We start from the raw sequence: 25,009 nt of genomic DNA, 5'->3' as shown, positions 1-25,009 counted from the left end.
GTAGCGTGGCGTGCGCGATCGGGCAGGTGCAGCCCCGCGGTCGCCGGCCCGGCGGTGGCTAGCTGCGTTCCACCGGGAGCCACAGCTCGCAGGTCGCCGTGCTGAAGTCGGCGGCGCGGTCGAGCACGGCCACGATCGAGGGGCCCGGCCTCAGCCGCCAGGGATTGGAGGGGAACCAGTCGGTGGCGGTCGCGGCCCACGTGGACTGCAAGACCGCCGGGTACGGGCCCGACGTGTGGAACACCGCCCAGGCGCCGGCCGGAACCTCGATCGCGTCGAGGTCGTCTGGCACCGGCGTCGACTCGGTGACGGCGACGCCGTGGAGATAGGTCAGCTCGCTGCCCTCCGTGTAGTCGGGGTCGACGTCGGCACTCACCTGGAGGAGTCCGGCCGGCTCGGTGTCGCTCAATCCCTTGAGGCGAACGTGCTCGGCGTGAGGCAGCGAGGCGATGTGGGCCTCGATGTGGGGATTGGCGCCGTGGTGGATGAGCGGCACGCGGGTCGAATGGCCGACGAGCCGGAACGTCGGTCGATCGGCGATGCGGGTGTCCATGGTGGTGTTCCCTTCTACGGTCAGGCGGAACCTGAGCTGCGGTTGCGTACGAAGGGGACCGCCGTTTCGGCGCACGTCACCAGGGCTGACGCCGTGCACCGATCGGAACGCTCGGCTGAACGCCTCGGTGGAGCCGTAGCCGTACCGCACCGCAATTCCCAACAGGTCACCGTCACCGAGGACGTCGGCCGCGGCGACGGCCATGCGGCGTCGCCGGATGTACTCGGACAACGGCATGCCGGCCAGCGACGAGAACATCCGGCGGAGGTGGTACTCCGTCGTGCCGAGACTGCTCGACAGGCCGGCGATGTCGATCTCCTCGGTGAGGTGCCCCTCGAGGAACTCGACGAGCCGGTTGAGAACTGCGATCACGGTTCCCCCTTCCGAACTCAAGCCTGCTCATCCACCACCGCCCGGACCCGACTATCGCGGTCCGATTCAATCGCATTGCAGTTCGGGCGCGCCGGCCTCCTCGGCAGCTACGCGGCCGCCGGGGGCGCCGGCGCATCAAGTGCCAGCTTCACGCCCACCGCGCCGAGAAGGGTCCCGGTGACCCACCGCTGCCAGCGGATCCACGTGGGCTTCCGCTGCAGAAAGACCGCGATCGACCCCGCAGCGAGGATGATCGCGCCATTCACGAGCATGGCCACGACGATCTGGATGGCTCCCAGCTGGAACCCCTGGGCGACCACGTTGCCGGCGGCTTGATCCACGAACTGGGGGATCAGCGCCAGGTACATGAGCGCCGCCTTCGGATTCAGCAGGTTCGTCACGAGCCCCATGCGAAAGAGCTTGCCGGCGGAATCTCGGGGAAGGTCGCGGGTCTCGAACAGCGCCATGCCGCCCGGGCGGAGGGTCTTGTACGCCAGCCACAGCAAGTAGATCGCACCGGCCACCTTGAGCGCGGTGTAGAGCCAGGGAACCACGATGAACACCGCGGCGAGCCCGAGGTTCGCCATCGTCATGTAGACCACGAACCCCACTGCGGTGCCGGCCATCGACACCATGCCGGCGCGCCACCCCTGGCTCACACTGCGCGACACCAGGTAGACCATGTTGGGCCCGGGGGTGAGGGCCATCCCCAGCTCGACCAGGGCGATGCCCAAGGCAGCGGCAAGCGAGATCAAGATGGCCCCTTCGTGCGACGGATGAAGCGGGCATCTCCGTTGACGCGCAGTCTCTCCACCGTAGACCAGCCAGGTGCGTTCGACGACTGCCCCGATCGTGCGTCGTTGCCGGGTTCGCGGTCTACGACGAGCGCGGCTCGCGCTCTTGGCGTCCCCGCCCCTTCCCGAGGACCCACCCCGCCACGAAGGCGCCGATGGCTGCCGCAACGGCAAGCACACCGAGGCCCCAGAGGCGCGAGGCGGGCACGAGCGGCGCGCCGCCGACGAAGCCGAAGTCACCCACCGGTTGATATGCGAACCATCCGAACGAATCAGTCGGACCCGGAAGCAGCATGAGGACGAGCCCGAGAACGGCGAGGGCCCCTGCCCCGATGATGATCGCTGCGAGGCCGATCTTCATGCGCTGCTCCTCCGGGTCGTGATGCGGACCAACGATATCGGAACGTGCATCGCGGAGAGGCCCCCGTTGCGCGTCTCAGGGACATCCGGCCGTGGTACTTGAATCGCGGCTGCGGCAGGCGCAAAGTGGAAGGAGCGAGGAGGTTCCATGCGCGACGCGATGGCGTACCCAGACGTCATGCCGATTCTGTCCCCCGGCCGGCACCGCTCGCCACGCCGCGGGGCCTGCTTCATGGAGTTCGCGTCGTACCTCGCGGGCGAGCGCTGGAGCGACCACCCCGCATGCACCCAGGGCACCCTCGCACATCTCGCACGGATGGTGAACGACCTGACGAGCGATGCCGGTCGCGCCCGACTCGCACCGCTCATCCCGACGGTCATCGGCCTCACGAGCGACGACCCGCGGCTCGACGTCCTGCTCGCCGTGCGAGCCGCCGACGCGGCCCTCCCTCTCGCCGCTGAGGAACGCCAGCGTTCGCAGGCTGTGGGGCTCCGCGTCGCCCTCACGGTCCTCGCGGAACGCGAAGACGAGCTCTCCGTGCACGCGCGCGAACTCGCAGAGGCCGCCCTCCGCGCCGCCCCCGCCGCCGATGCCTGGGCCGTCCAGTTCATCGAGGAAGTCGGCCCGGGCCGCCCGGGCATGACCGTGCGGCAGTGCCGGGACATCGTGACCGGCGCCGTCGATGGGATCGCGCGGGCGTGCGTCGGGGATCCCGACGATCGACTCGTCGCCCTGCTCACCGCCGCCGTGTCGGACACGGCGCGCTTTGTGGGCGCGTCGGGTGAGGCGGCGGATGTCCCCGCCGCCCTGCGTGTCTGAAGTCGGCAGCGAGCCCAGCGGCATACGGAACTGGCCGTATGCCGCTGAACTCGCTGAGCGGTGCCCGGTCGCCGGGCGCGTGGCGGGGCGCCTGCCCGCCAGTGTCAGTTGCCGGGCCACACCGTTTCGTCGAGGTTGGGCAGGGTACCCGGGCTCAGGTGCTCGGTGTCCTTCGCGGTCAGGTGACCCGGGCCGAAGCCGGCCATCGGACCCGAGACAGGAAGGTTCAGCTTCGAACCGCTCAGGCTGACCGTGTAGGTGGTCGCCGCGGTGTCGACGGCCAGGACACCGTTACGGCTGCCGCTAACCACGAGGCCGAGCTGGTGACCTGCTGGCACGACGACGTCGTTGGCAGCCAGCTCGACGGTGACCTTGTGGTTGCCGGCCCCGTCAAGGCGGGCCCAGCCCCGGGCGAGCACCTGCAGTTCGGTGCTCGCGATGCGCTTGCCGACCTCGTTGTAGCAGGCGTCGTCGGTTGCGGTCGCCGGGCCCCAGCAGGACTCCGTGCTCAGCGTTTGCGCACCGTCACCAGACGCGCTGATGCGATCCATCACGCCGTAGTCGACGAGCATGACCGACACCTGCCCGACCGGGGCGGTGTGCGTGACGTCGAGGTCGAGGGTCGGCGTGCCCGAGATCCGGACGTCGTGCTTGGTCGTGCCCGTGAGGAACTGCAGCCGGTTGGGGTTGTCGCCGATCCTGACTGCGTTCGCCTCGCTCAGCGCCGTGGAGTTGATGTAGCTGGCGGTGGAGCGGTCCTGCCTGCCAAGCATCAGCGTGCCGTCGGAGTGCAGGTTCAGCGTCTGGGTTCGGGCCGACGAGATCGGCCAGCTCTGCGACTGCTCCCACTGGTTCGGCGCGGTCTCGACGCTCACGGCGGGCTCATGGTCGATGCCGTTGTCGATGTCCATGAGCTCGTGGTCGAACCATCGGTGGAGGGTTTCGACCCACAGGGCGCGCTCGGAGTCGAAGGGGTCCACGTGCCCCAGGCGGGTGAGCCACATCTTGCGGAGGACGCCCTGCTCGCCGAGGTCATCCCACCACTTCGAGGCATTCATCGTCTTGACGTTGTTGTCCTGCAGTCCGTGCATGATGAACACGCTGGCCTTGACCTTGGACACGTCGTAGTACGTGCCCTCACGGTAGTCGCGCTCGGCCCAGAAGTCGGTGTAGGCACCGGTCTCATCACCGTCGTTGGCGTTCATCCAGTTCAGCCGCGCCGAGCAGTCGGTCTCGATAGTCCGATTGGACGCGACCGACCGGGACAGGCTGCTCGGGTAGTTGATGGACTTCACCGCGCCCTGCCAGCGGTTGTAGTCGTACCACGAGCTGATCGCGCTGATCGGCACGATCGTCTTCAAGCCGTCGACGCCAGTGGCAGCGACACCGTTGGCCAACGTCCCGTCATAGGACTTTCCGATCATGCCGGTCTTGCCGTTGCTCCAGTCTGCGCTGACGACCGAGCCGCTCGCGTCATAGGCGACCCCCTTGCCGTCCAGCCACTCGACGACGGCCTTGACCGACTCGATGTCGGACCGGCCGCCCTCGTCGGTGCAGCCGGTCGAACGGGCGGTGCCGGCCATGTCGACGGCGACGAATGCGTAGCCCCGGGGGACGAAGTAGTTGTCGTAGTAGAGCGGGAACTTGACGAGGTTGCCGTCGGCGTCATAGACCTTGCGCTCCGCCTCGTTCCCCCGTCCGGAGCTCAGGTAGTAGGGGCTGGCGTCCATGATGATCGGGACCCGGGCGTTGCCGTCGAGCTCGCGGGGCCGGATGATGTCGGTTGCGATCCGCTCGTCGACACCGTCACCGTCGAGGTCGGGGGTGGTGACCCACACCGTCTCCCGAATGGCGCCGGCGTAGTCGTAGATCGGGGCAGTGGCGTTGTCGACGAGCGTGACCGGTGGGTTGTCGGTCGGGGCCGCGCTGGCCGCCCCCGCCGCGCCGAGTGCCAGCGGTGCCGCGATGGCCACCGAGCCTGCAAAGGCGAGAATTCTGGATTTCACTGGGGTCCTTCCGTCCGAGGACAACGCCCCGCTCCGGTGGATTCCGGGATCTGCGCGGTCAGTAAGGAACCTATGGTGCTCGAGCAGATTGGTCAACAATCCGGCGAGATTGGTCAACAATCGTCGTAAGAGGATGATGGATCCATGCCCGCTGCCCACCGTCCCGGTCTTCTGGTCGACCGGACACTCACGATCCCCGAGTCTGAGCTGTCTTGGCGGTTCTCGCGGTCATCCGGTCCAGGCGGGCAAGGTGTGAACACTGCCGACTCCCGGGCGGAACTCGTGTGGGATGTTGCAGGCTCGGCCGTCCTCTCTCCGCTCCAGCGGGAGCGACTCCTCGAGCGTCTGAGCAGTCGCCTTGCCGACGGAGTACTGACGATCACGGCGTCCGAGCACCGCTCGCAATTGCACAACAGAAATGCTGCGCGCGCACGGCTCGCCGCCGTCGTGGCCGACGCCCTGCGGCCGCCATCACCGTCACGACGAGCGACGAGACCGAGTCGCGGTGCCGAGGAACGGCGCTTGGAAGCGAAGAAGCGGCGCACCGACGTCAAGCGACTGCGTCGCCCACCTCACGACTGATCGCCGAGGTGGCACTCCTCGACGAGAGGATGCCATCGACCTGAGCGGGCTTCGCCCGTATCACGCTCGTCGAATATGGTGCTCCCATGAGGCGGTCTTGCTCCTGATCGAGTTCGACCCAGATCGCACGGTTGTGTCTCTGAGAGCTGACGATGCGGCCGCTGCGAGAACTGTCGTCGGTTTGCGCCTGGTGCTGCGCGACAGCGGGGACGTCGAAGTTCCGCATATCGCGACGTGACATCGTGTTGAGCATCGGACCAGGCCGAACGAAGCCGAGCGACGAGTTCGTCGCCTCCAGGTCGACCTCTGTCCTTGGGCCGCGGCATGACTCGTCGGTGGTCCTTGCCCCGTTGGACGTTTCCCGCCAGCATGTGCCTTGCACGGAGTACCGACGGCGACCTCGCTGCGGCTCCACGGCGACGAGGAGGCCGCGTGAGCGGACAGCAGGACAAGTCGACCACGGTGATGAGCCGCCGACGCGGGCGGCGGGCTACTCGTCGGCAGCGCGCATGGGCGCTCTTGGCGTCATCGGCATCGATCGCGATCGTGGTGCTGCTCAGCGGCTGCACCTTCGGTGAGCACTACGCGATCTTCGACCGGGAGGCGGAGCCGGCGGACGCGCCTCCGTCCGATCTTGCCGATCAGGAGCTCCACGGCGTCGACGTCGACAGCCTTCGCTTCGCCACCGAGTACGAGGGCGACCGCCTCTACCTCGCGAGGGGCACCGATGGGATGGTCGTCTGCCTGCTCGTTGATGGTCCCGGGGACGATGGTGTGTCGGCGGCTTGCAGCGGCGGCGGCTGGGTCGCGGCGAAGGGCGGCCCGGGCTCCCATGAGTACCACGTGCACCCCGATGGCACCCCCCTGCCCACCGACGTCTACACGGACCTGACCGAGAACATCTCGGTCAAGACTGGGTAGATTGATCCCTCGTCATTCGGTGGGCGTGGCACGACCTCGAACACGGTCAGCGTTAGAAACGATGCTTGTGACCCCTTCGAAAAGACTGGGCTGCGCTCTCGATTCCTCAGCGTACGACCGATGCTCTGGGTCAGACTGTTCCAGCGACCTCACCGCTTGCGTTCGTCACCGGCCTCGGCCATCGGAACGGGATCGCGCTTCGGCTCGCTTCGGAGGGCTGGGACCTTCAGCCATTGACCGGCGTACCACGCATCGTGCAGCGGGCGTTCCCCAAACCCAAGGATGCTTGTTCACTCTTGAGATTGCCGGGGCGAGCGAAAAAAGGAGAAGTACGCGGCCCAGCACAGCACCGCCGGGGTTCCCACGATCACTGCGATTATGGGCCTCGCGAAAACCAGAGCGAAGGCGAGTGCGGCAATCGCGACGATGGCCGCAATGACCGAGATCAAGAGCCACGCTGTTCTTGCACCGGGTGTAATCATGGCGAAAGGGTATCCGACCTCATGCCCGTCACTACCGGAGCAGTTTCTCCACACGGAGAATCGGCCGGCCGCCTCCCTGTTCGATTACGCCTTGGCTTGCCTATTGCGGCGCGATCTGATCTCGTCGCAAGGTCAGCGGCATTCATTCGCCAGCGACGCTAGCAACAATGCGGAGCTCTCAACTGGGTCCGCTCACGGATACCGCTTCAGGAGTGCAGTTGTCGCGAACGCTCGAGTTCGAGGAGGGACTCGGTCGCGGCGGCCGTTCGCTCGGCTGCAATCCGGATCGCGCGGAGCATGCCCGTCACGCTGATGGTCGCGAGCACGAAGACGACGACGAGGCCGGCGAAGAGAATATCCATGCGAGGACGCTACCGGGCAATCAACTCGGCCGGGGCATGTGAGCGCTGAGGGATCCTTCTTACGAACGCTCTCAGTCGTTCTGGGGAGGGAAAGACGCCGGAGGGTACAGAATGGCGGCATGGTCTCTGGTTTCCTCGGCTGGCACTTGCTCATCATCCTGAGCGTGGTGGCGATCCTTGCGCTTGTGATCTGGGGGGTCTACTGGGTAGCCCGGCTGGGGGCTCGGCGCGGAGTCCGTGACCATGAAGGCGAGCGACGCGCCCAGTAGGCCAGCTTGCCGTCCACGATCCATCCGCCGAATATGAGGCGGCAGTCCTGGCTGATCACGCACGCGATCACGCCATCACTCCAGCTCGAGCCGGTCCCTCACGTAGTCGTCGCTGATCGAGGGTGCATTCCAAACTCGGCCCGCCCAGTCACCCACGAGGTCGAAACCGTGCACGTACTGGGCACCGGAGTGGACCAGGGCGCTCGACGGAAGATCGCCCTCGACCCAAGGTGCGACGAATCCGCATGCGACTAGACGCCGGTTTCGACCCAACTCACCGCGAGGAACGGGCTGTACACGTAGACGACCTTGTCTCCCTTGCGGTCGATCTCGATCGTTCCCTTGCCCATGTTCATCGCAGTGATGATCTGCGACCGGACACCCTCCCACTCGTGGGCATCCTTGAAGCGGTACTTCGCGTAGTTCGGGGCCGTGCTGCCGATGTAGAGCGTGATGTCCTTTGCCATGTGATGCACACTATCGAGGCCGCTGCCCGCAAGACCCGGGGAGCCCGAACGACCTCAGCCGATGAGCCGTACGTACCGCTTCACGACGAAGAGCATCTGGTTCCCGTGGAAGATCGCGTACCAGCGGCCGCTCTGGCCGACGATGTCGATGCGTGCGCCGCGACGGAGCACGTCGATGCGGCCGGCGGAGAGGTCGGGGGCCGAGCGCACGTTCAGCCAATCGGTCGTACGCCCGACGCGGGAGATCGACTCGACCGTCGGGCCGGCCGCGCCGCCGCCGCCACCGGCCGGTGCCGCGCGCACGATGCCGAGGTGCTCGAGGATCACCCGCTCCGACGGGTCGTTGTCGGTCAGGTCGTCGATCGTCGAGCCGGCCGGCGGGGTGAGCCTCGTCGCGGCACCGGCGTTCGCCCTGAAGAACGCGTCGGTGTGGGCGTGCAGCCACGTCGCGCCGCCGATCATGATGTGGGCGCGCGTCGGCGTCGGCGCCTGCGCCAGGGGCAGCAGGTCGGCGATGCGCACCGCGAGCCACGGCTTCGACAGGTGATGGCGAATCGGGTCGAGCGAGGTCTGGGCGCCGATCAGCGTGTGCAGGGTGGCGACCCGCGACCCGTCCTTGGGCAGGCGCACCTGGTCGAGGGCGATCTTGCCCGTGTCGGGTGAGAACGCGCGCACCCGGGCGGCGAGCATCGACTCGCTCGGGTCGTCCTGCTGCAGCCCGCCGATCTCGCCGGGCGTCTGGTGCGACGGGTTGTCGAATTCGCTGAGCCCGCGGGCCGATCGCTCGGCGATCCGCGAGAGGGCGGCGATGTCGCTCGTCGATTCGAAGACCGCGAAGATCTCGGTGATCACCTTGTCGCCCCACGAGGTGAAGCCGTGGCCGCGGCGTGCGGCGATGGCGGCGGTCGCCGCCGCGGGGTCGCGTGCCCACAGCACCACGAGCGACCGGGCGGCGCCCTCCGGCTCGTGCCCCCGTTCGACGTAGTCGGCGGGGTTGCTCGAGGTCGCCGCCTCGTCGCCGGTGATCTCCTGGTGCAGCACCCCCGTCGCCGGGTCGATGTAGGTGCCGGCCCCGACGGATGCCACGTTCCCCTCGACGGTTCGGCCGCCGGCGGTGTTCCGGATGAGCGTCGCGATGCTCGGGTCGGTCGTCAGGCGATGCAGGATCGCCGCGCGGGCGAGGGCGGGATTGGCCGGCAGCGAGTCAGAGACGGGCTCGGCCGCGGTCAGGCAGGCGTTCAGCACGATCCGCGCGTCGGGGCCGGGCACCATCACGGCGACGAGCTGGCGAAGGAACCGCTCGGTACGCCGCCGTCCGGCGCTGCCGGGTGCACCCGACGAGTCGAGTGATTGCGCGGCATCCGGTCGCCCTGCGATGTCGATGCTCGTCGGGCCGCCGTGTCCGGCGAGCATCACCTGCTGGATCCGCCGTCCTTGGCCGTAGGCGCGAGCGAGCGCGGACACGCGTCCTCCGGCCGCCTCGATCGTCGTCGCACCCTCGATCATGAGGGTCAGGTTGAGCGGGTTCTTCACGACCGCGGTCAGCCCCGAATCGTCATGGAACGCGGCGTTGTGGTCGGTGCCGGTGTGCAGGATGACGACGAGTGGCAGCCGTCTGCGGCGATCGCCCCGGTTCGTGATGAGCTGCTCGAGCAGCGCGGGCTGGAACCGGTGGAAGTTGCGCACGTCGTCGACGCGGCCGAGGTAGCTGAGCGGATCGACCGTTCCGTGCACGCGGCGATACGAGGCCGAGTCGCCCCCATTGTCGGCTTCGAGGTAAGCGTGCGCACGGCGGAAGTAGTCGCCCATGGCTACAGCGAGTCCGCTCGACGCCAGCTCGGCCAGCTCCGCCTTCGCCTCGTCGTTCTGGCCGAGCCCGCGGTGCAGGTCGGCGCGCGGCAACCGCGCTTCGAGCTCGCGGATCGTGGTGCCGAGCGTGGTGGCCTCGGCGAGATCGGTGATGCCGTCGGGTGGCACCGCGGAGTCGTCCTGCTGCGAGGCGCGGGCGAACACCTCGAGGTCGTGGCGTGCCGGCGCGGTCTGCGCGATCAGGTCGCTCACCGTGAACCCGCGGCACGGGTCGAGCGGCGGCGGGGAGCCCCCACGGGCCCAGCGCAGCAGCGCCATCAGCTGCGTGCGGGTCGCCTCCGGCAGCTTTGTGTCGGTCATCCAGTCGGGGCGCTCGCGCGCGTAGTCGTCGAGCGCGCCGAGGGTGAGGGTCGTGAGGGTGGCCGGGTCCCGGAAGGGAGTCGCCGGCGCGACGCCGGGCGGGGCGACCACCGGCGGAGCCACGACCGGCGGCGCAACCTGGCGCTGCACGAGCGATGCGACGGCGCGATTGCCGGCCACCCGCTGCAGGGCGAGCATGCGAGCGGAGAGGGTGGACGGAGCGCGGGGCGGGCGGGCGTCGCGCCCCACCGTTGCGCGGCGCGCAGGCGAGTCCCGTTCGCGCGCCGCGAGCGGCATCACGCGGGACTCTCCTCTTCCTCTTCCTCACCCTCCCGCTGCACGAACAGCCCCTGCACGGTCTCGTCCTCCTCGGCCTCCTCGCGCTGCACGGCGAGTCCGCCGGCTGCACCGCCGGAAGCGCTGCCGGATGCCTCGTCGGCATCGCGCTGCACCGGCGCCGGGTCGCTCATCACCCGGGCCGCGTTGTCGGCGGCGGCCCGCTCGAAGCGGTCACCGGGGTTGCTCACGCTCACGCCGCCACCGGCGGGCGTGCCGTCGACGGGGCCTGAGCGCTGCTGCACCACGTGCGTCAGCTCGTGCGCGATCGTCGTGCGCCCGGCGAGCGAGCCCGGGTCGTACGCGTCACGCTGGAAGACCACGTTGTTGCCGACCGTGTAGGCGTGCGCGCCGACCGCCTTCGCCGAGGCATGCGCCGAGGCATCCGTGTGCACCTTCACGTCGCTGAAGTGGTGGCCGAGGCGCGACTCCATGTCGGTGCGAACCGCCGGCTCGAGCGGCGATCCGCCCGACGACACGACGTCGAGCACGGGCGAACGCTGCTGCTCCTCGACGAGCTCGGACACCGCGCCGTTGCCGGCATCGCGCTGCAACCGCAGCAGGCCCGCCGGGCCGAGCACGTCGGGGCGCCGCTCGGCGATGCCGTGCGACTCGATTCGCGTCTCCGCCTCGCGTGCGCCATCGGATCCGCGGCGCGCCGTCTCGATATCGACGCCGTCCAGGTCATGTGCGTGCATGGTCCACCTCCACGATCGACCGCTTCCATTCCACCGCGCGGCGGGCCGTTCCACCCGGTTCCTGCCCGATCGGGCCGCAGGTCGTGCGCGATCGCGCAACCGCCCGCAGGTCCGTACCGCCGCTCATGCGCTCACCACCTCCGGCCAGTACCGGCCGAACTCGCTCTCGACGAGGAGCCGGCCGAGCTTGCGGTACTCGCGATGCACCGCGATCACGAGGTGCCGCATGAGCACGGTGCCGTGATCGGAGGCGGCGAGGTACGCGGCGGTCACGGCAGCCGAGCGGATGCCTCCGCCGGCGAGCTCGAACGAACGCCCGAGGAATTCCAGGTCGAGGTCCTCGGCCCGCCGCAGATGACGGCCGAGGCTGCGGTCCCAGAGCCGGGTTCGCTGCGCGGCATCCGGCATCGGGAAGTCGACGATGACGTCGAGGCGGCGGGTGAACGCCTCGTCGATGTTCGCGCGCAGGTTCGTCGCCAGGATCGCCAGGCCGTCGAAGGTCTCCATGCGCTGCAGGAGGTAGGCGCTCTCGACGTTCGCGTACCGGTCGTGCGAGTCCTTCACCTCCGAGCGCTTGCCGAACACCGCGTCGGCCTCGTCGAAGAGCAGCACGGCGTTCGTCCCTGCCGCGGCGCGGAAGATGCGCTCGAGGTTCTTCTCGGTCTCGCCGATGTACTTGTCGACGACCGTCGAGAGGTCGACGACGTACAGGTCGAGTCCGAGCCCTCCGGCGACGACCTCGGCCGACATCGTCTTGCCGGTGCCCGAGTCGCCCGCGAAGAGCGCGACGACGCCGTGACCGCGGCCGCCGCCGGGCCGCATCTCCCAGTCGCCGAGCACCTGCTCGCGGTGGCGGGCGCGCACCTCGATCTCGCGCAGCGCGTTCAACGGACCCGGTGGCAGCACGAGGTCGTCCCAGCCGACGCGCGGCGACACCCGTCTCGCGAGCCGATCGAGGGCTGATGCGTTCTCGGCCCGGGCACCCACCGCGAGATGCTCGGCGGTGATCGCGCCCGACGCGGTGAGCGCGGCCTGGGTGCGGGCGGTCGCCGCGGCACGCTGCACCTGCTCGGGGCGCAGCCGGAACTGCCCCGTCGCCTCCGCCACGTCGAGCCCCTCGGCGGCCGTCCCGAGCGAGCGGCGCCAGAGCTGCGAGCGCTCCTCGGTCGTCGTCGCCTCCACCTCCGCGAGCGCGGGCAGGCGGCGGCACCACTCCGGATCCCACGTCGAGTCGCCCACGAAGACGGTCGGCTGCGAGGACTCCGTGATCGCCTCGATGAGCGCGGCGCTCACGTCCTTCGTGACGGGCGAGGCGATGAGCCCGAAGCCGCGCAGCCGCGCCTCGCGAGTCGCCAGCCGCGCGAGCGGGATCGCCTCGGGGTGCGACCCGAGCCGGGCGAGGTCGAGGTGCAGCGCCCCGAGGCCGTGGGCGTGGATGCCCCGCACCGCGATCGCCTCCCCCGAGCCGGTCGCGGGCTCGCGCAGGTACATCAGCCGGATGCCGGAGCCGAGCGCCTGGCGAACGGGCCGCTCGTCGCCCCAGTCGACCGCCGACGGCTCCCGCAGCACGCCCTCGAGCGCGCGATCGGGGGTGTCGTCGCCGAGGAGGTGCCCGACGACCCGGTCCGGGACGCGAACCGCACGCCCCGGGAGCGGACGCTCGTCGTCGTCGACGATGAGGAGTCCCCCGGTGACGAGCGGCCCCGAGATGAGTCGCGAACGGTCGGCCGCCGAGGTGAGCGGCACGCCGCAGAGCTCGAGGGCGAGGGCGACTGACGGCCGCCGACGCCCCACGTCGTCGTTTGAGGTAGCCGAAGAACCGCTCGAACCGCGGGTCGAGATCCGCGGCGAGCGCGATCACGAGCAGGTCGAGGTCGACGGAGCTCAGCCCGAACGCGTCGGCAAGGCGGCGAAGGCGCAACGGATGCCCCGCAGCCTCGGCCAGGTCGGCGCTCAGCTCGCACGCCGCGAGGCGCGCCGAGGCATCCGACCAGTCCGGAATCCCCGGTACACCCGCGAGCAGCCGATCGACCATCTCGTCGCTGAGGTAGAGCCCGCGGAAGGGGTCGTCGGGCTGCGGATCGGCCGCGCGGCGCACCGAGACGAGGCGGCGGATGCGGTCCTCGATCGCGCCGACCCGCCCCAGCAGGTGCACGATGCTCGGGTCGTCGACCATCTCACTCCTCCGACCCTGACGACTCGCGCGACTCGCGCATGCCGAGCGACCGTTCGCTGCTGCCGAACCCGAGAGCCTCGACGTCGGCGGCGACGCCCGCGGTGACGGGCGGCCCGGCCTCGTAGCTGAGTCCGCGCGTCAGCGGCGCCGAGATCACGACGTCGAGCGACGGCTTCAGCTCGCCGCCGAGCGATGACCAGACATCCGCGAACGCCCGATCCTCCGGCGGCGGCTGCGCCACCGTCAGCGAGCACGGCAGGCCGGTCTCGGCGAGGGTGTCGATGACGAACGAGTCGGGGATCGCGTCGAAGCGGATGAAGCAGCGCAGCAGCGCGTCGAGCAGGCGGTGCTCGTCGTCGGGTCGTTGCGTCCACGCGGTCACGAGGTACGAGAGCTTGAAGTACCGCGGCGAGGGCACCCGGTGCGTGATGATGCCGCGGTCGTTGCGCTGCTCCGAGAACCCGTACTCGCGCCGCCTCGTGTCCTCGCGGATGTCGTAGAGGAACAGGTCGACCGTCGGCGCGTTGCGCCGGGCCGCCCACTCGGTCGTCGGCGCGTCGAGCGCGACGTCGACATCCGCGGCGATGCCGTCGGACTCCCGCACGAGCGCCCTGATGGCGTCGTCGATCTCGCCGATCATCCGCCCCTCCCGATGAAGTCGGGGGCCATGGCGGTGCGTGGCACCACCAGCAGTGGGATCAGGGCACGAATGTCCCCGAACAGCCCGTTCACGCTGTGCACGACGAGCACCCGCTGGCCCGGGTTCTCGTTCCGCAGGATCAGGATCGGCCAGCGGTCGACCGTCGCGCCCGCGTCCACCCTGAACACGCCAGCAACCGGCACCGCGGTCGGCGGGTGCACCATCTGCCATGAGAGCTCGAGCTGCTCACCCGGCGGCAGGTACTTCACGAAGACGGCGACGGCGTCACCCGGCTTCGCGATCCCGGGGCTGACCCGCACCGCGGGCTGGTACACCGTGAAGGGTTCGCGGTCGCCGCCGAGCCACGCGGTGGGAAGTGATATCGGGTCGTCGGATGCCGCAGGCGGCGGTGGCCCGCCCGGCACTGGCGCGGGCGATGGCGGTGTGAACGAGAGCTTCACGCCGTCGACGATCACGTCACCGGTTCGCGGCGGGACCTCGGTCGCGGGCGCGGCCGGAGTGCTGACACCCGGCATGGCGAAGGTCATCGTGATGACGACGGATGCCCCGACCGCATCGAGTCCGTCGACGACGCACACTCGGGAGACGACGTCGAAACTGTCGCAACCGCTGTCGGTCGTCATCGTGAGGAAACCCGGCCAGTCGAACCGCAGCTCGGCGGTGAGGTCCGGGAACGCACCGTCGGCGGCGTCCTCAACGGGCGTGGCCGCCACGTGCGTCACCGTCGTCGTCGCGGTGAGCTGCTTGCCGCCGGCGTAGCCCTCGGCCCGGTCGAGGACGAGATCGACCGTGACCGAGGCATCCTGCACCGTGAACGGCTCCGCGTCGGGCACGACCCACTCGGTCGGAAGCGCGGTGCCGTCGTTGATCGGACCGTCGATGAGTCGCTCCGCCTCGGCCGCGATGTCGCCCGTGCCCACGCCGGCCGACGGCGATTCGAAGGGGAACACGACATCGAGCGTCACGCCCGGTTCGAGCTCGAGGAGACACACGTCGCCGTCGAGTTCGGTGCATTCCGCGGGCGGTCCTGCCGCCGTGAGGAAGTCGGGCCAAGTGAGCACGAAGCCGACCGTGAGGTCGTCCCAGATGTCGCCGAACTCGAAGTCGGGCCGCGGCATCTGCGTGACGTGCACCGTCGCCGTCACCGCCGGCCCGCCCGGCCATGACATGTCGCGATCGAGTTCGACGTCGAGAATCACGAGCGCGTCATCGATGAGCATGCTGTCGCTGTCGCTGTCGAGCCACTCGGGTGGCAAGTCCTCCCAGCCCGGGTCGGCCGCGAGCACGATATCGCCGGCACCCGCGTCGACCGCAGCGAAGCCGATCACCGGTGGAGGAGGTGGCTGATACTGGCCCCCGAGGCCCTCGGCCTCCACCCAGCCCACGCCGGTGTCGGTTTCGGGTATCGCGAAATTCAAGGTGATCGTGACCCCGCCGGGCGGGATGTCCTCGTCGAGCATGCCCGCGAGCGTGCAGACCCCGGCCACGAGGCCACCCACGCACGGAGTGACGGTGGCCGGATCCTCCACGAGCGTGAGGAGCGGCGACCAGGTGATGCCGAGGTCCAGCTCGACGGCCACGAACGGCGGCAGCTCGCCCGTGTGCTCGACCGTGATCGTCGCGGTCGCCTGCGGACCACCGGGGAATCCGTAGTCGGGCTCCACGTTGACCCCGATGTCGAAGACCTGCACGTCGAGAACCGCCGGGGCCGCGTCGCTGCCGCGCTCCGCCTCGGGAATCGGCACCGCGATCTGCCCGTCCGGATCGCTGACGAACCCCTGCACCACCTCCCCCGTCACCTCGCCGAAGTAGTACAAGCGCGGTTGCAGGACCGTCGGGACGACCACGTTGTAGGTGACCTCGAAGCTCGCGTCGGTACCGAGAGCGTCGAGGTCGGGGATCAGGCAAGTGTCGCCGACGAACACGCCCTGCCATGACGGGCACGTCGAGCTCGAGTACGCGAGGTATCCGGGCTGGTCGACTGCGACGGCGAGCACGAAGGTCGAGTCTCGGGCGGTCGCACCTGGCACTGCCGCGTGCTCCACCTCGAACGTCGCGGTCACCTGACCGCCCGGCACCACCGCGCCCACGAGCTCGACGTGCACAGGGAACTCCCGGCCAGGCTGGTGGTCGGCCACGGCGGGCGTCGCTCCGGCGAGCGCGGTCGTCACGGCGAGCGCGGCGACCGCGACCGCCGCGATCCCGCGCGAGAGAATCGCCCGTGTGTTCACGCTGCTCCTTCGGCTCAGCTCCACTGTGCGAGTGCGGCCCGTGCGCGAGCGCCGGGCGGCGGGCAGTGTTTCGTGCAGCGGCGGATGCCCCGACGGGCACGCCCGCCGTGCGGCATCCGCTCAGATGAGGCCCTCGCGCATCGCATACGCGACCGCATGCGAGCGGTTGCGCAGCTGCAGCCGCGTGGTCACGTCGTGCAGCACGTTCTTCACGGTGCGCTCGGAGTAGGCGAGCTTCGTGGCGATCTGCGCGGTGTCCCAGCCCTCGGCGACGAGCTTCAGCACCTCGACCTCGCGCGAGGCGAGCCCCGTGAAGGTGATGCCACGCGGGTCGAGCACGGTGCGCTGCAGGCGACCGACCTGGTCGAGCAACCGGCCGAGCAAATCGGGGGGCACGGTGCCCTCGCCGGCGGCCGCCGAGGTGATCACCGACAGCAGGCGGTCGGTCGTGGCATCCGATCGCCGGATCAGCCCGACGACCCCGCTCTCGACGGCGCGCACGAGGTCCTTGTCGTCGAGTCGCGAGGCGATGAGGATGACGCGCGAATCGCCGTTCCGGCGCAGGAACCGCAGGGTGTTCAAGGCCTCGTCGTCGACGGCGTCGACGATCACGAGCACCACGTCGGGTGCCTCCTCCTCGTCGACGCCGACGACGCGGACCTCCGGCCTCGGTCGCAGCGCGCTCGAGACGCCGGCCTCGGAGATCGGGTCGCGCGCGTAGACGCGCACCGTCGTTCGGGACATGGGATTCCTCCAGATGAATCGTGCAGACATGTTCGGTTCGGTTCCGCAGGGGGTCCGCAGGGAGGGTTGATCCACAGTCTGCTCCCGTGCACTCTTCGCGCACTCAACGCACCCTCAACGGGCAAGATCCGTGCACGGTCGGCGGGCCGCGCGGTCGGGCCGGCTCGCCCCGGGCCCTCGTACGTTGTCGGCATGGCCACCACTGCGACCATCGACCAGACGTCCGCGCCGGTCGAGCCGGGTACCCCCGTCGTCTTCACCGTGTCGGTGCTGAACGACACGCTGCTCGTGGAGTCGTTCACCCTCAGCGCGGTCGGTCCGGCCGCGCCGTGGGCGACGATCGAGCCGGCACAGCTCACGATCTACCCGGGCAAGTCAGAGACGGCGACCGTGACCGTGCTCGCGCCGCGCACCTCCGACTCGATCACCGGCGAGGTGCCGCTCGGCATCAGGGCACAGGGCAGCGAGCAACCGGATGCCATGACCGTCGCCGAGACGACGCTCACGATCCTCCCCTTCACGACGACGACGGCCGAGCTCCAGCCGCGCATCGCGCGCGGACGAGGACGGGCACGCGTGCGGGTCGCCGTCGACAATCGCGGCAACGTGCCGGTCATGGCGGCGATCGCCGGAATGTCGTCGGATGCGCTCGGCCTCTCGACCCCGACACCCGATGTGCTGGTCGATCCCGGGCATGCGCTCTTCGTCGATGTCGACCTCCGGCCGCGCAGGCGCCTCTGGCGGGGCAAGCCGGTCACCCACTCGTACAGCGTCTCGGTCGTGCCCGAAGGTGCCGAGCCGATCGTACTGCCGGGCACCTACACCCAGGAGCTCGTCATCCCGCGATGGGTCTGGAAGGCGCTCATCGGACTGTTCGCGCTCCTGCTGCTCCTCCTCGCGCTGTGGTTCCTCCTGTTGAAGCCCGCGATCGAGTCGGCCGCCCGCGACGCCGTCGCCGAGCCCCTCGCCGAGGCGCAGCAGCAGGCCGATGAGGCGGCCGCCCAGGCCGACAAGGCCGCCGAGGCGGCGAACGAGGCACTCACCGCGGTGGGCCAGACGCCGCCCCCGGTCGAGCCGGTCGCCCCGGTGGTGACGACGGCCGACGTCGACATCCGGTTGGCGGTGTCGGCCGGCCCGGGTGGCGGCACCGATGAGAGCGACCGCTTCGTGGTGCCCCCGAACTCGGTGCTGCGCATCACCGACGTGGTCTTCAGCAACCCGCAGGGCGACTTCGGCAGCCTCACCCTCGAGAACGCGGACCTCACGGCGCCGATCGTGACCATCGGCCTCGAGAACTCCCGCGACCTCGACTTCCACTTCGTGACGCCGGTCGTACTGCGAGAGGGCGACGAGCTGTTCGCGAACCTCCTCTGCCAGGAGGCGGGCCTGCCCGGTGGCAGCGCTCCGCCGCCCACGAGCTGTGCGGACTCGGTGCTCATCTCCGGCTCCGTCGTGACGACCGGCTGACGGCGGCATCCCATGCCCACGGGACCCGGCCCTTCGCGCAGGCGATGTGGCGCTCTGCGCCCTCGTCGACGGAGTGGTGCCCCACGTGGGCGGCCCGATAACCCCGGTGGCCGCGGTGCCGACGGTGCTCATCCTGAACATGCCCGCCGCGGTCGCGAACGCGATGCCGGGCGGCATCGTCTGCGTCTCACCCGCGCCGAACGGCATCGCGCAGGGCAGCATGACCGTGCTGATCGGCGGATTCCCCGCCGCGCGGGTCGGCGACCTCACGCTGCACGGCGCCCCGATCGCGCCGGGCCCGGGCGCGCCCACCGTGATCATCGGCGGCTAGCGCTCGCCCTCGCGGCTCCCGCAGGATGAGCGCCGACACACCGCTCCTGCAGCATGGCGGCCCCCATCCTGCGCAAGCGGCGAGCGGTTGTCGCGAGCACGCGTCGCACCCGAGCAACTCAGGAAAATAGGCGACTGACCCTCACCAGGAGCGGTCTGTCGCCTCTTTTCCTGCAGACCGCAGGCGAATGCCCCGTTGGACGACGACCCGGCCGCATCAGCCGAGCTGGGCAACACCCCCCGCGAGGGGCAGGGCGCTTCCGCGCCATCCGGCACGAGGGCCAGCGGATGCCTCGCCGCAGGCCGTCAGGCGGGCGCCGGCCCCGACCAGGCAGGAGCGGCGACGCCGGCGAGTCGCCACACCGCGAACGCGGGCGCACCCGACGACAACCGCAGGAGATCGCCGGATGCCTCGAGCTCGGCGTCGCCCGTGAGGCGCGCCGCGGCATCCGTCATCGCGATCGCGGCGGCGGGCAGCTCGAGCGTCGCAGCCGCCCGCGCCGCGAACACGAGCAGCTGCTCGTCGGCGGACTCCCGTACGAACGCGATCGCGTCGTCGCCCACCGCGAGCCATCGCAGGCCGCCGGTCGCGAGCACCGGGTGCGCGCGGCGCAGCCCGAGCAGCTCGCGGTACGTGTCGAGCACGGGCGCGACCTCGGACGCGGTCTCGCTCCCCCACGGGATCGGCGTGCGCGACGCCTCGCCGTCGACCCCCGTGAGCCCGAACTCGTCGCCCGCCCACACCACTGGAATGCCAGGCAGCGTCACCGCGAGCCCGAGCGCCACGGGGAGGGTGCCCGGTCGGGCGTGCGTGCCGAAGCGGGGAGTGTCGTGCGTGTCGAGTGCGTTCATGGTGGCGAGCCGGGTGCGCCAGGGGAACCCGGCCGCGAACCGCAGGTGCGTCTCGAGGAATTCATGGCCGTCGTAGCTCGGCACGGCGGCCAGCGGGAAGCCGATGCCGCCGCCGGCGGGACTGCCGGGTTCGAGCAGCCAGCTCCAGAGCGGCCGGGTGAACGGCGTGTAGGTCATCGCGCCGTGCCATGCGTCGCCCTGCACATCGCTCGCCGCGTCGTTCGTCGACTCGCCGAGCAGGATCGTGTCGGGGTTGACGTCGAGCATCGTGCGCCTGATGGTCTGTCGCACCTCGGCGTTCAGGTCTTCGGCACCGAGCCGGCCCGTCATGTTCGCGACATCGATGCGCCAGCCGTCGAGGTTGAACGGCGGCGCGAGGAACCTCGCCACGACCGAGTCGCGCCCCTCGATGAAGCGACGGCGCAGCTCGGCCGAGCTCCAGTCGAACTTCGGCAGGCTCGGCACGCCGAGCCACGACTCGTAGCCGCCGCCCTGCGCCTCGTCGCGGAAGTAGTAGAAGCCGCGCTCGACCGAGTCGGGGTCGGCCTGTGCCGTGCGGAACCACTCGTGCGCGTCGCCCGAGTGGTTCGAGGTGAGGTCGCCGATGACGCGGATGCCGCGGGCGTGCGCCGCCTCGACGAGTCGCACGAGCGCCTCATCGCCACCGAGCAGCGGGTCGACCACGTCGAACGTCGACGCGTCGTAGCGATGGTTCGAGCGCGCCGGGAACATGGGCGTGAGGTACAGCAGGTTGACGCCGAACGACTCGAGGTGGTCGAGGTGCTCGCGCACGCCGTCGAGGTCGCCGCCGAAGAACTGCGTCGAGCGCGCGGGGGGCACGGGGTCGAGCGGGTCGCTCCACTCGGCCGGGATCGCCCACTCGGGCGCCGGGCGCGAGCCTGCGGCCGCCGACCGCGCGAACCGGTCGGGGAACACCTGGTACAGGATGCTCGACGCCGCCCACGCGGGCGCGGGCTCGTGCGCGACGAGCCGGAAGTCGTCGTGGTCGCGCACCTCGGTCGTGAACAGGCCGAGCTGGTTCAGCCAGTGCTGCCGGCCGTCGACACCGACGAGCAGCCACCGGTAGCCGTGCACGGGGTTCTCGACCTCGACGGATGCCTCCCACCACTGCCACCCATCGGCGGCGGCGATGACGGATGCCTCGTCGAACCGCGGCTCCCGGTTCGGGTTCGACCGCGTGCCGACCCACGCGAGCGGGCCGAAGTCGCCCGGAACGCGAAGCCGCACCCGCACGACCTCACCGAGCTCGGGCGCCTGCGTCGAGACGTACAGGGGGGATCCATCGTGGTGCGGCGTCAATCGCGAGGGCATGGCCTCACCCTCTCATCGTCCACCGACGGTGGCGGCCCTACTTCACGGCGCCGGCAGTCAGCCCACCGACGATGTACTTCTGCAGGAACAGGAACAGCGCGACCACCGGCAGCGCGGCGATCACGGCGCCGGCCGAGAAGGCGCTCCAGTCGGCGTAGCGCGGGTTCGCCACGAGCTTCGTGAGGCCCACGGCGAGGGTCTGGTTCTCGTTGTCGATGAGCAGCACGGATGCCACGACGAACTCGTTGACCGACCCGATGAACGAGAGCAGCGCCACGACGGCGAGGATGGGGGCTGCGAGGCGCAGGATGATCGTGAAGAAGATGCGCGCGTGGCCCGCCCCGTCGATCTTCGCCGCCTCGTCGATCGAGGCGGGCACCGTGTTGAAGAAGCCGTACATGAGGTACGTGTTCACGCCGAGTGCACCCCCGAGGTAGACCATGATCAGGCCGATGTGGGTGTTCAGGCCGATGGCCGGGAACCAATCGCCGATCGCGCTCATGAGCAGGAAGATCGCGACCACGGCGAGCAGCTGCGGGAACATCTGCACGACGACGATCGAGATGAGCCCGAAGCGCCGGCCCGTGAATCGCATGCGCGAGAAGGAGTACGCGGCGAGCGCACCGAGGAACACGGTGCCGACCGCCGTGATGCTCGCGATGATGAGCGTGTTCGCGAACCACGTCGAGAACGGGATCTGCGGATCGGAGAGGATCCGCACGTAGCTCTCGAGCCCGATCTGCGAGAACAGGGCGTTCGAGCCGGTGAGCGTGCCACGCGGGTTGAGCGACGACGACACGACGAACACGATCGGGAACAGGGAGAACACGATCATGACGACGCCCACGATGTGGCGCCATCCGGTCGCCCGGAACCAGCGGCCGAAGTTGAACGGACGGCGCGGCATGTCCGGACGCGGGCCGGCGCCATCGGCGACGGTCGCGCTCGCGCGCGTCGAGGCATCCGCGAACTCGTCGATCTCACCCGCGATGAGTCCGGTCGGGGTCCCGGGAACGGGCTGCTGCGTGGCCATCAGTTCAGCTCCTCGAGGGACTTGGTGCGTCGGAACGCGATGATCGAGATCACGGCCACGACGATGAAGATGATGATCGAGTACGCGCTCGCGAGTCCGTAGTCACGCGACTGGCCGGTGAACGCGACCTTGTAGACCATCGTGATCAGGATGTCGGTGAAGCCCACGGGAATCGGGGCGTTGGAGTCGCGCGGCCCGCCGTCGGTGAGCATGTAGATCACGTTGAAGTTGTTGAAGTTGAACGCGAACGACGCGATGAGCAGCGGCGCGACGCTCACGAGCAGCAGCGGCAGCTTGATCAATCGGAAGACCGCCCAGGGTCTCGCCCCGTCGACGGTGGCCGCCTCCTGCAGTTCGTCGGGGATCGACTGCAACGCGCCGGTGCACACGAGGAACATGTACGGGAACCCGAGCCACAGGTTCACGATGAGCACCGAGACCTTGGCCAGCACGGGATCGGTCAGCCACGGGATCTCCGCCCCGCCGAGCAGCACCTGGTTGATGAAGCCGAAGCTCTCGTTCATCATGCCCGCCCAGATGAGGGCGGACAGGAACGACGGGACGGCGTAGGGGAGGATCATGAGCACGCGGTAGTACTTGCGTCCGCGCATCCGCATGTCGTTGAAGACGATCGCGAGGAAGAGCCCCAGGAAGAACGTCGACGCCACCGACACGAAGGCGAAGAGGAACGTCCACAGGGTGACGTAGAGGAGCGGGCCGGCGAGGCGCTCGTCGGTGACGGCACGCACGAAGTTGTCGAAGCCGACGACGATCTGCCAGCCGGGCAGCAGCTCCTCACCGTCTTCGGAGGTGAAGGCGCCGGTGCCGATATCGGAGTACACCGTGCCGGTCCGGAGGTCGGTCATCGTGCCCGCGGCCTCGTCGTACTCGAGGTTCGAGAGGTAGAGGTATCCGTTCGAGCCGTCGGGCGTGCGGATCGCGCCGTCGTTCGGGTCGTCGGAGAACGGCACCGCGAGCTCGGTGATCTCGTCGGTGCGGGCGAGCACGTCGGCGAAGCTGAGGGTGGTCCAGCCGTCGATGGCGACGGCCTTGCCGCCCTCCATCTCGGCGTCGACCTCGTCGAGGGGCTGGGTGTTCGTGCCGACGCTCGCCTCACCCTCGGGGTCGGTGACGAGCAGGCCGAGGGTGCCGAGCTGGTCGACGACGGTGACCGCGTAGGTCGGCGAGTCCTCGACGCGCTCGAGCGCCGAGCTCATGAGCGACGAGACCGCCTGCTCCTTCGAGCCGTTGTGGCCGGTGCCGTAGTTCGTGAAGGCGATGTAGCCCGTGTAGACGAGCACGAACACCTGGAAGATGACGAGGAAGATCACGCCGGGCGTGAGGTACTTGCCCGGGAGCTTGGTGCGGGAGAAGTAGATCCAGTTGACGAGCGCGGCCACCACGGCGACGGCCGTCGCGACGAGCCACTGCCCGCCCCCGACGAGGATGAAGATCCCGAAGACGGCGATCGCGTCGACGATGCCGAGCATGAGGATCTTGAGCAGGAGCATCTTCACGCCGCCGGATGCCGCTTCGGCGATGCCTGCGGCCCGGCGCTGTCGCTTCGTGGGCTTCTTCGGGGCCCCTGCTGCGACCTCGTCGTCGATCGTGGTGGTCATCCTGCTCGCTCTTCTCGTGGAACGTGAGTGCTCCGGGCCGGATGCCGCAGTGGCATCCGACCCGGAGCAATCGGTCGTTACTTGGTGATCGCGGTCTGCACGTCGGCGGCCAGCTTCTGCCAGGTCGCGACGGGGTCGGCACCGTTGATGATGTCGGCCTCGGCGATGCCCCAGTACTGCCAGACGGAGCCCATTGCCGGGATGGCGGGCATCGGCACGGCCTCGGCGCCGACGGCGGCGAAGCCGGCGACGATCGGGTCGCTCGATGCGGCCTCAGCGGCAGCCGAGAGCGCGGGGAGGACGTTGCCCGCCTCGAAGAGCTCGAGCTGCACGTCTTCGGTGCCGATGTAGTTGACGAGGAAGTCGTTCGCGGCGACCTGGTTCTTCGACTCGGCCGAGACGAAGAAGCCCTTCACGCCGGCGAACGGCGAGGCGACCTCTGCGGTCGGGCTCGGAACGCTGTCGATCGCGACGTTGATGCCGCCGTCGAGTGCAGCGCCCACGTTCCACGGGCCGGTGAGCCAGAAGGCGGCGGTGCCGTCGAGGAACGCCTGCTTGGCGATCTCGCCGTCGATGTCGGTGTTGAAGGCGCCGGTGCCGTTCTTGCCCTGGCTGCCGAGCCACGCGGCGAACTGCTCGCCGCCCGAGTTGCCGAGCTGCAGGTCGGTCGGGTCGTAGCCCTCAGCACCGCTGCCGAAGACGGGCGCGCCGAACGCGGTCTGGAACGGGTACAGGTGGTACGGGTTGCCCTCGGCGCCCTGCTCCACCACGAACGGGTGGGTGAGGCCGGCGGCCTGGCCCTTGGCGATCATGTCGTCGAAGCTCGTGGCGGCCTCGGGAACGAGGTCGGCGTTGCGGAGCACGGCGATGTTCTCGACCGCGTAGGGGAGCATGTAGACGGTGCCCTCGTAGGTCGACGCGTCGACCGCGACGGGGAGGTAGTCACCGGCGGAGTCGCCGAGCTCGATGGGAGCGACGACACCGTTGGTCGACAGCTCTCCGAGCCAGTCGTGGGCGCCCATCGTGATGTCGGGGCCCTTGCCGGTCGGAACCTGCTGGATGAAGTCGTCCTTGATGTCGTCGACGCTCTTGCCGACGATGTCGACCTTGACTCCGGTCTTCTCGGAGTAGGCGTCTGCTGCGCCCTGGACCGCGTCGACGCGCTCGGCGTCGACCCAGACCGTCAGCGTGCTGCTGGCCGAGGCTTCGCCCTCGGAGCCGCTGTCGCCGGCGGAGCAGCTCGCGAGGCCGAGCGTCGCGACAACCGCGACGGCCCCGGCAGCGAGGAGGCTCTTCGTGTTCACCCTCATTGGTGTGCCCTTCTCAGTGTGCGTGAGTTCGGCGCCTTCGCCTGGTGAGGGAGCTGTGTTCCC

The 25,009-nt window shown here is 69.6% G+C and carries 21 protein-coding genes and 1 pseudogene; 5 read left to right on the top strand and 17 right to left on the bottom strand.

The window, feature by feature from the left end; all coding sequences use genetic code 11:
* Positions 1-58 precede the first annotated feature (58 nt).
* The 3 genes from QFZ26_RS11060 to QFZ26_RS11050 form a co-directional block, all read right to left on the bottom strand.
* Entirely contained in the window at positions 59-925 is an 867-nt protein-coding gene (locus tag QFZ26_RS11060) for an AraC family transcriptional regulator (protein ID WP_307042040.1), read from the bottom strand.
* A 107-nt stretch (positions 926-1,032) separates the two neighbouring features.
* Positions 1,033-1,680, bottom strand: coding sequence for a LysE family translocator (locus QFZ26_RS11055; protein ID WP_307042039.1), 648 nt, complete (start codon positions 1,678-1,680; stop codon positions 1,033-1,035).
* A 121-nt stretch (positions 1,681-1,801) separates the two neighbouring features.
* Positions 1,802-2,080, bottom strand: coding sequence for a hypothetical protein (locus tag QFZ26_RS11050; protein ID WP_307042037.1), 279 nt, complete (start codon positions 2,078-2,080; stop codon positions 1,802-1,804).
* A 147-nt stretch (positions 2,081-2,227) separates the two neighbouring features.
* On the opposite strand from QFZ26_RS11050, the gene QFZ26_RS11045 reads away from it, so the two are divergent.
* Entirely contained in the window at positions 2,228-2,899 is a 672-nt protein-coding gene (locus QFZ26_RS11045) for a hypothetical protein (RefSeq protein ID WP_307042035.1), read from the top strand.
* A 104-nt stretch (positions 2,900-3,003) separates the two neighbouring features.
* On the opposite strand, the gene QFZ26_RS11040 is transcribed toward QFZ26_RS11045, so the two are convergent.
* Entirely contained in the window at positions 3,004-4,905 is a 1,902-nt protein-coding gene (locus QFZ26_RS11040) for a CocE/NonD family hydrolase (RefSeq protein ID WP_307042033.1), read from the bottom strand.
* Positions 4,906-5,049: 144 nt separating this feature from the next.
* On the opposite strand from QFZ26_RS11040, the gene arfB reads away from it, so the two are divergent.
* The gene (arfB, locus tag QFZ26_RS11035) at positions 5,050-5,487 is read left to right on the top strand and encodes an alternative ribosome rescue aminoacyl-tRNA hydrolase ArfB (RefSeq protein ID WP_307042031.1); all 438 of its coding nucleotides are present in this window, start codon (positions 5,050-5,052) and stop codon (positions 5,485-5,487) included.
* A gap of 432 nt (positions 5,488-5,919) precedes the next feature.
* On the top strand, positions 5,920-6,408 hold the full coding sequence (locus QFZ26_RS11030; protein WP_307042029.1) for a hypothetical protein: 489 nt from the start codon (positions 5,920-5,922) through the stop codon (positions 6,406-6,408).
* A 688-nt stretch (positions 6,409-7,096) separates the two neighbouring features.
* Here the strand turns inward: QFZ26_RS11030 and QFZ26_RS11025 are convergent.
* From QFZ26_RS11025 to QFZ26_RS10990, 9 genes and pseudogenes are all read right to left on the bottom strand, one after another.
* Positions 7,097-7,252, bottom strand: coding sequence for a hypothetical protein (locus tag QFZ26_RS11025; RefSeq protein ID WP_307042028.1), 156 nt, complete (start codon positions 7,250-7,252; stop codon positions 7,097-7,099).
* Between the two features lie 520 nt (positions 7,253-7,772).
* Positions 7,773-7,988 carry a hypothetical protein gene (locus QFZ26_RS11020; RefSeq protein ID WP_307042026.1) on the bottom strand — a complete coding sequence of 72 codons (216 nt, stop codon included), beginning with the start codon at positions 7,986-7,988 and terminating at the stop codon, positions 7,773-7,775.
* 54 nt (positions 7,989-8,042) lie between these two features.
* Entirely contained in the window at positions 8,043-10,355 is a 2,313-nt protein-coding gene (locus QFZ26_RS11015; protein ID WP_307042024.1) for an SH3 domain-containing protein, read from the bottom strand.
* 98 nt (positions 10,356-10,453) lie between these two features.
* Positions 10,454-11,191: an eCIS core domain-containing protein gene (locus QFZ26_RS11010; protein ID WP_307042021.1), complete on the bottom strand. Its 738-nt coding sequence runs from the start codon at positions 11,189-11,191 to the stop codon at positions 10,454-10,456.
* A 123-nt stretch (positions 11,192-11,314) separates the two neighbouring features.
* Positions 11,315-11,941, bottom strand: coding sequence for an ATP-binding protein (locus QFZ26_RS18890; RefSeq protein WP_373460758.1), 627 nt, complete (start codon positions 11,939-11,941; stop codon positions 11,315-11,317).
* Between the two features lie 879 nt (positions 11,942-12,820).
* Positions 12,821-13,367, bottom strand: a pseudogene (locus QFZ26_RS18885) (ATP-binding protein); the annotation flags it as partial.
* 1 nt (position 13,368) lies between these two features.
* On the bottom strand, positions 13,369-14,007 hold the full coding sequence (locus QFZ26_RS11000; RefSeq protein ID WP_307042017.1) for a DUF4255 domain-containing protein: 639 nt from the start codon (positions 14,005-14,007) through the stop codon (positions 13,369-13,371).
* Positions 14,004-16,259, bottom strand: coding sequence for a hypothetical protein (locus tag QFZ26_RS10995; protein WP_307042015.1), 2,256 nt, complete (start codon positions 16,257-16,259; stop codon positions 14,004-14,006). The genes QFZ26_RS11000 and QFZ26_RS10995 overlap by 4 nt, the downstream gene beginning before the upstream one ends.
* Positions 16,260-16,379: 120 nt before the next feature.
* Positions 16,380-17,003 (bottom strand): response regulator transcription factor, encoded by a 624-nt coding sequence (locus tag QFZ26_RS10990; protein ID WP_307042013.1) that lies wholly within the window; start codon positions 17,001-17,003, stop codon positions 16,380-16,382.
* Positions 17,004-17,195: 192 nt separating this feature from the next.
* Here QFZ26_RS10990 and QFZ26_RS10985 point away from each other — a divergent pair, with 192 nt between their 5' ends.
* Both QFZ26_RS10985 and QFZ26_RS10980 read left to right on the top strand, forming a co-directional pair.
* On the top strand, positions 17,196-18,470 hold the full coding sequence (locus tag QFZ26_RS10985; protein WP_307042011.1) for a COG1470 family protein: 1,275 nt from the start codon (positions 17,196-17,198) through the stop codon (positions 18,468-18,470).
* Between the two features lie 46 nt (positions 18,471-18,516).
* The gene (locus tag QFZ26_RS10980) at positions 18,517-18,801 is read left to right on the top strand and encodes a PAAR domain-containing protein (protein ID WP_307042009.1); all 285 of its coding nucleotides are present in this window, start codon (positions 18,517-18,519) and stop codon (positions 18,799-18,801) included.
* Between the two features lie 305 nt (positions 18,802-19,106).
* On the opposite strand, the gene QFZ26_RS10975 is transcribed toward QFZ26_RS10980, so the two are convergent.
* The 4 genes from QFZ26_RS10975 to QFZ26_RS10960 form a co-directional block, all read right to left on the bottom strand.
* Entirely contained in the window at positions 19,107-20,984 is a 1,878-nt protein-coding gene (locus QFZ26_RS10975; protein ID WP_307042008.1) for a glycoside hydrolase family 13 protein, read from the bottom strand.
* A gap of 37 nt (positions 20,985-21,021) precedes the next feature.
* Positions 21,022-21,891: a sugar ABC transporter permease gene (locus tag QFZ26_RS10970; RefSeq protein ID WP_307045045.1), complete on the bottom strand. Its 870-nt coding sequence runs from the start codon at positions 21,889-21,891 to the stop codon at positions 21,022-21,024.
* 125 nt (positions 21,892-22,016) lie between these two features.
* A complete protein-coding gene (locus QFZ26_RS10965) occupies positions 22,017-23,636 on the bottom strand; it encodes an ABC transporter permease subunit (protein WP_307042006.1) in 1,620 nt (539 codons plus the stop codon).
* Positions 23,637-23,713: 77 nt separating this feature from the next.
* Positions 23,714-24,946 (bottom strand): sugar ABC transporter substrate-binding protein, encoded by a 1,233-nt coding sequence (locus QFZ26_RS10960; RefSeq protein WP_307042004.1) that lies wholly within the window; start codon positions 24,944-24,946, stop codon positions 23,714-23,716.
* Between the last annotated feature and the right edge of the window lie 63 nt (positions 24,947-25,009).

This window comes from Agromyces ramosus, assembly GCF_030817175.1.
Lineage (GTDB): Bacteria > Actinomycetota > Actinomycetes > Actinomycetales > Microbacteriaceae > Agromyces > Agromyces ramosus_A.
Note: the sequence above shows the minus strand (reverse complement) of the source record. Positions and strands in the feature narration are given on the sequence as shown.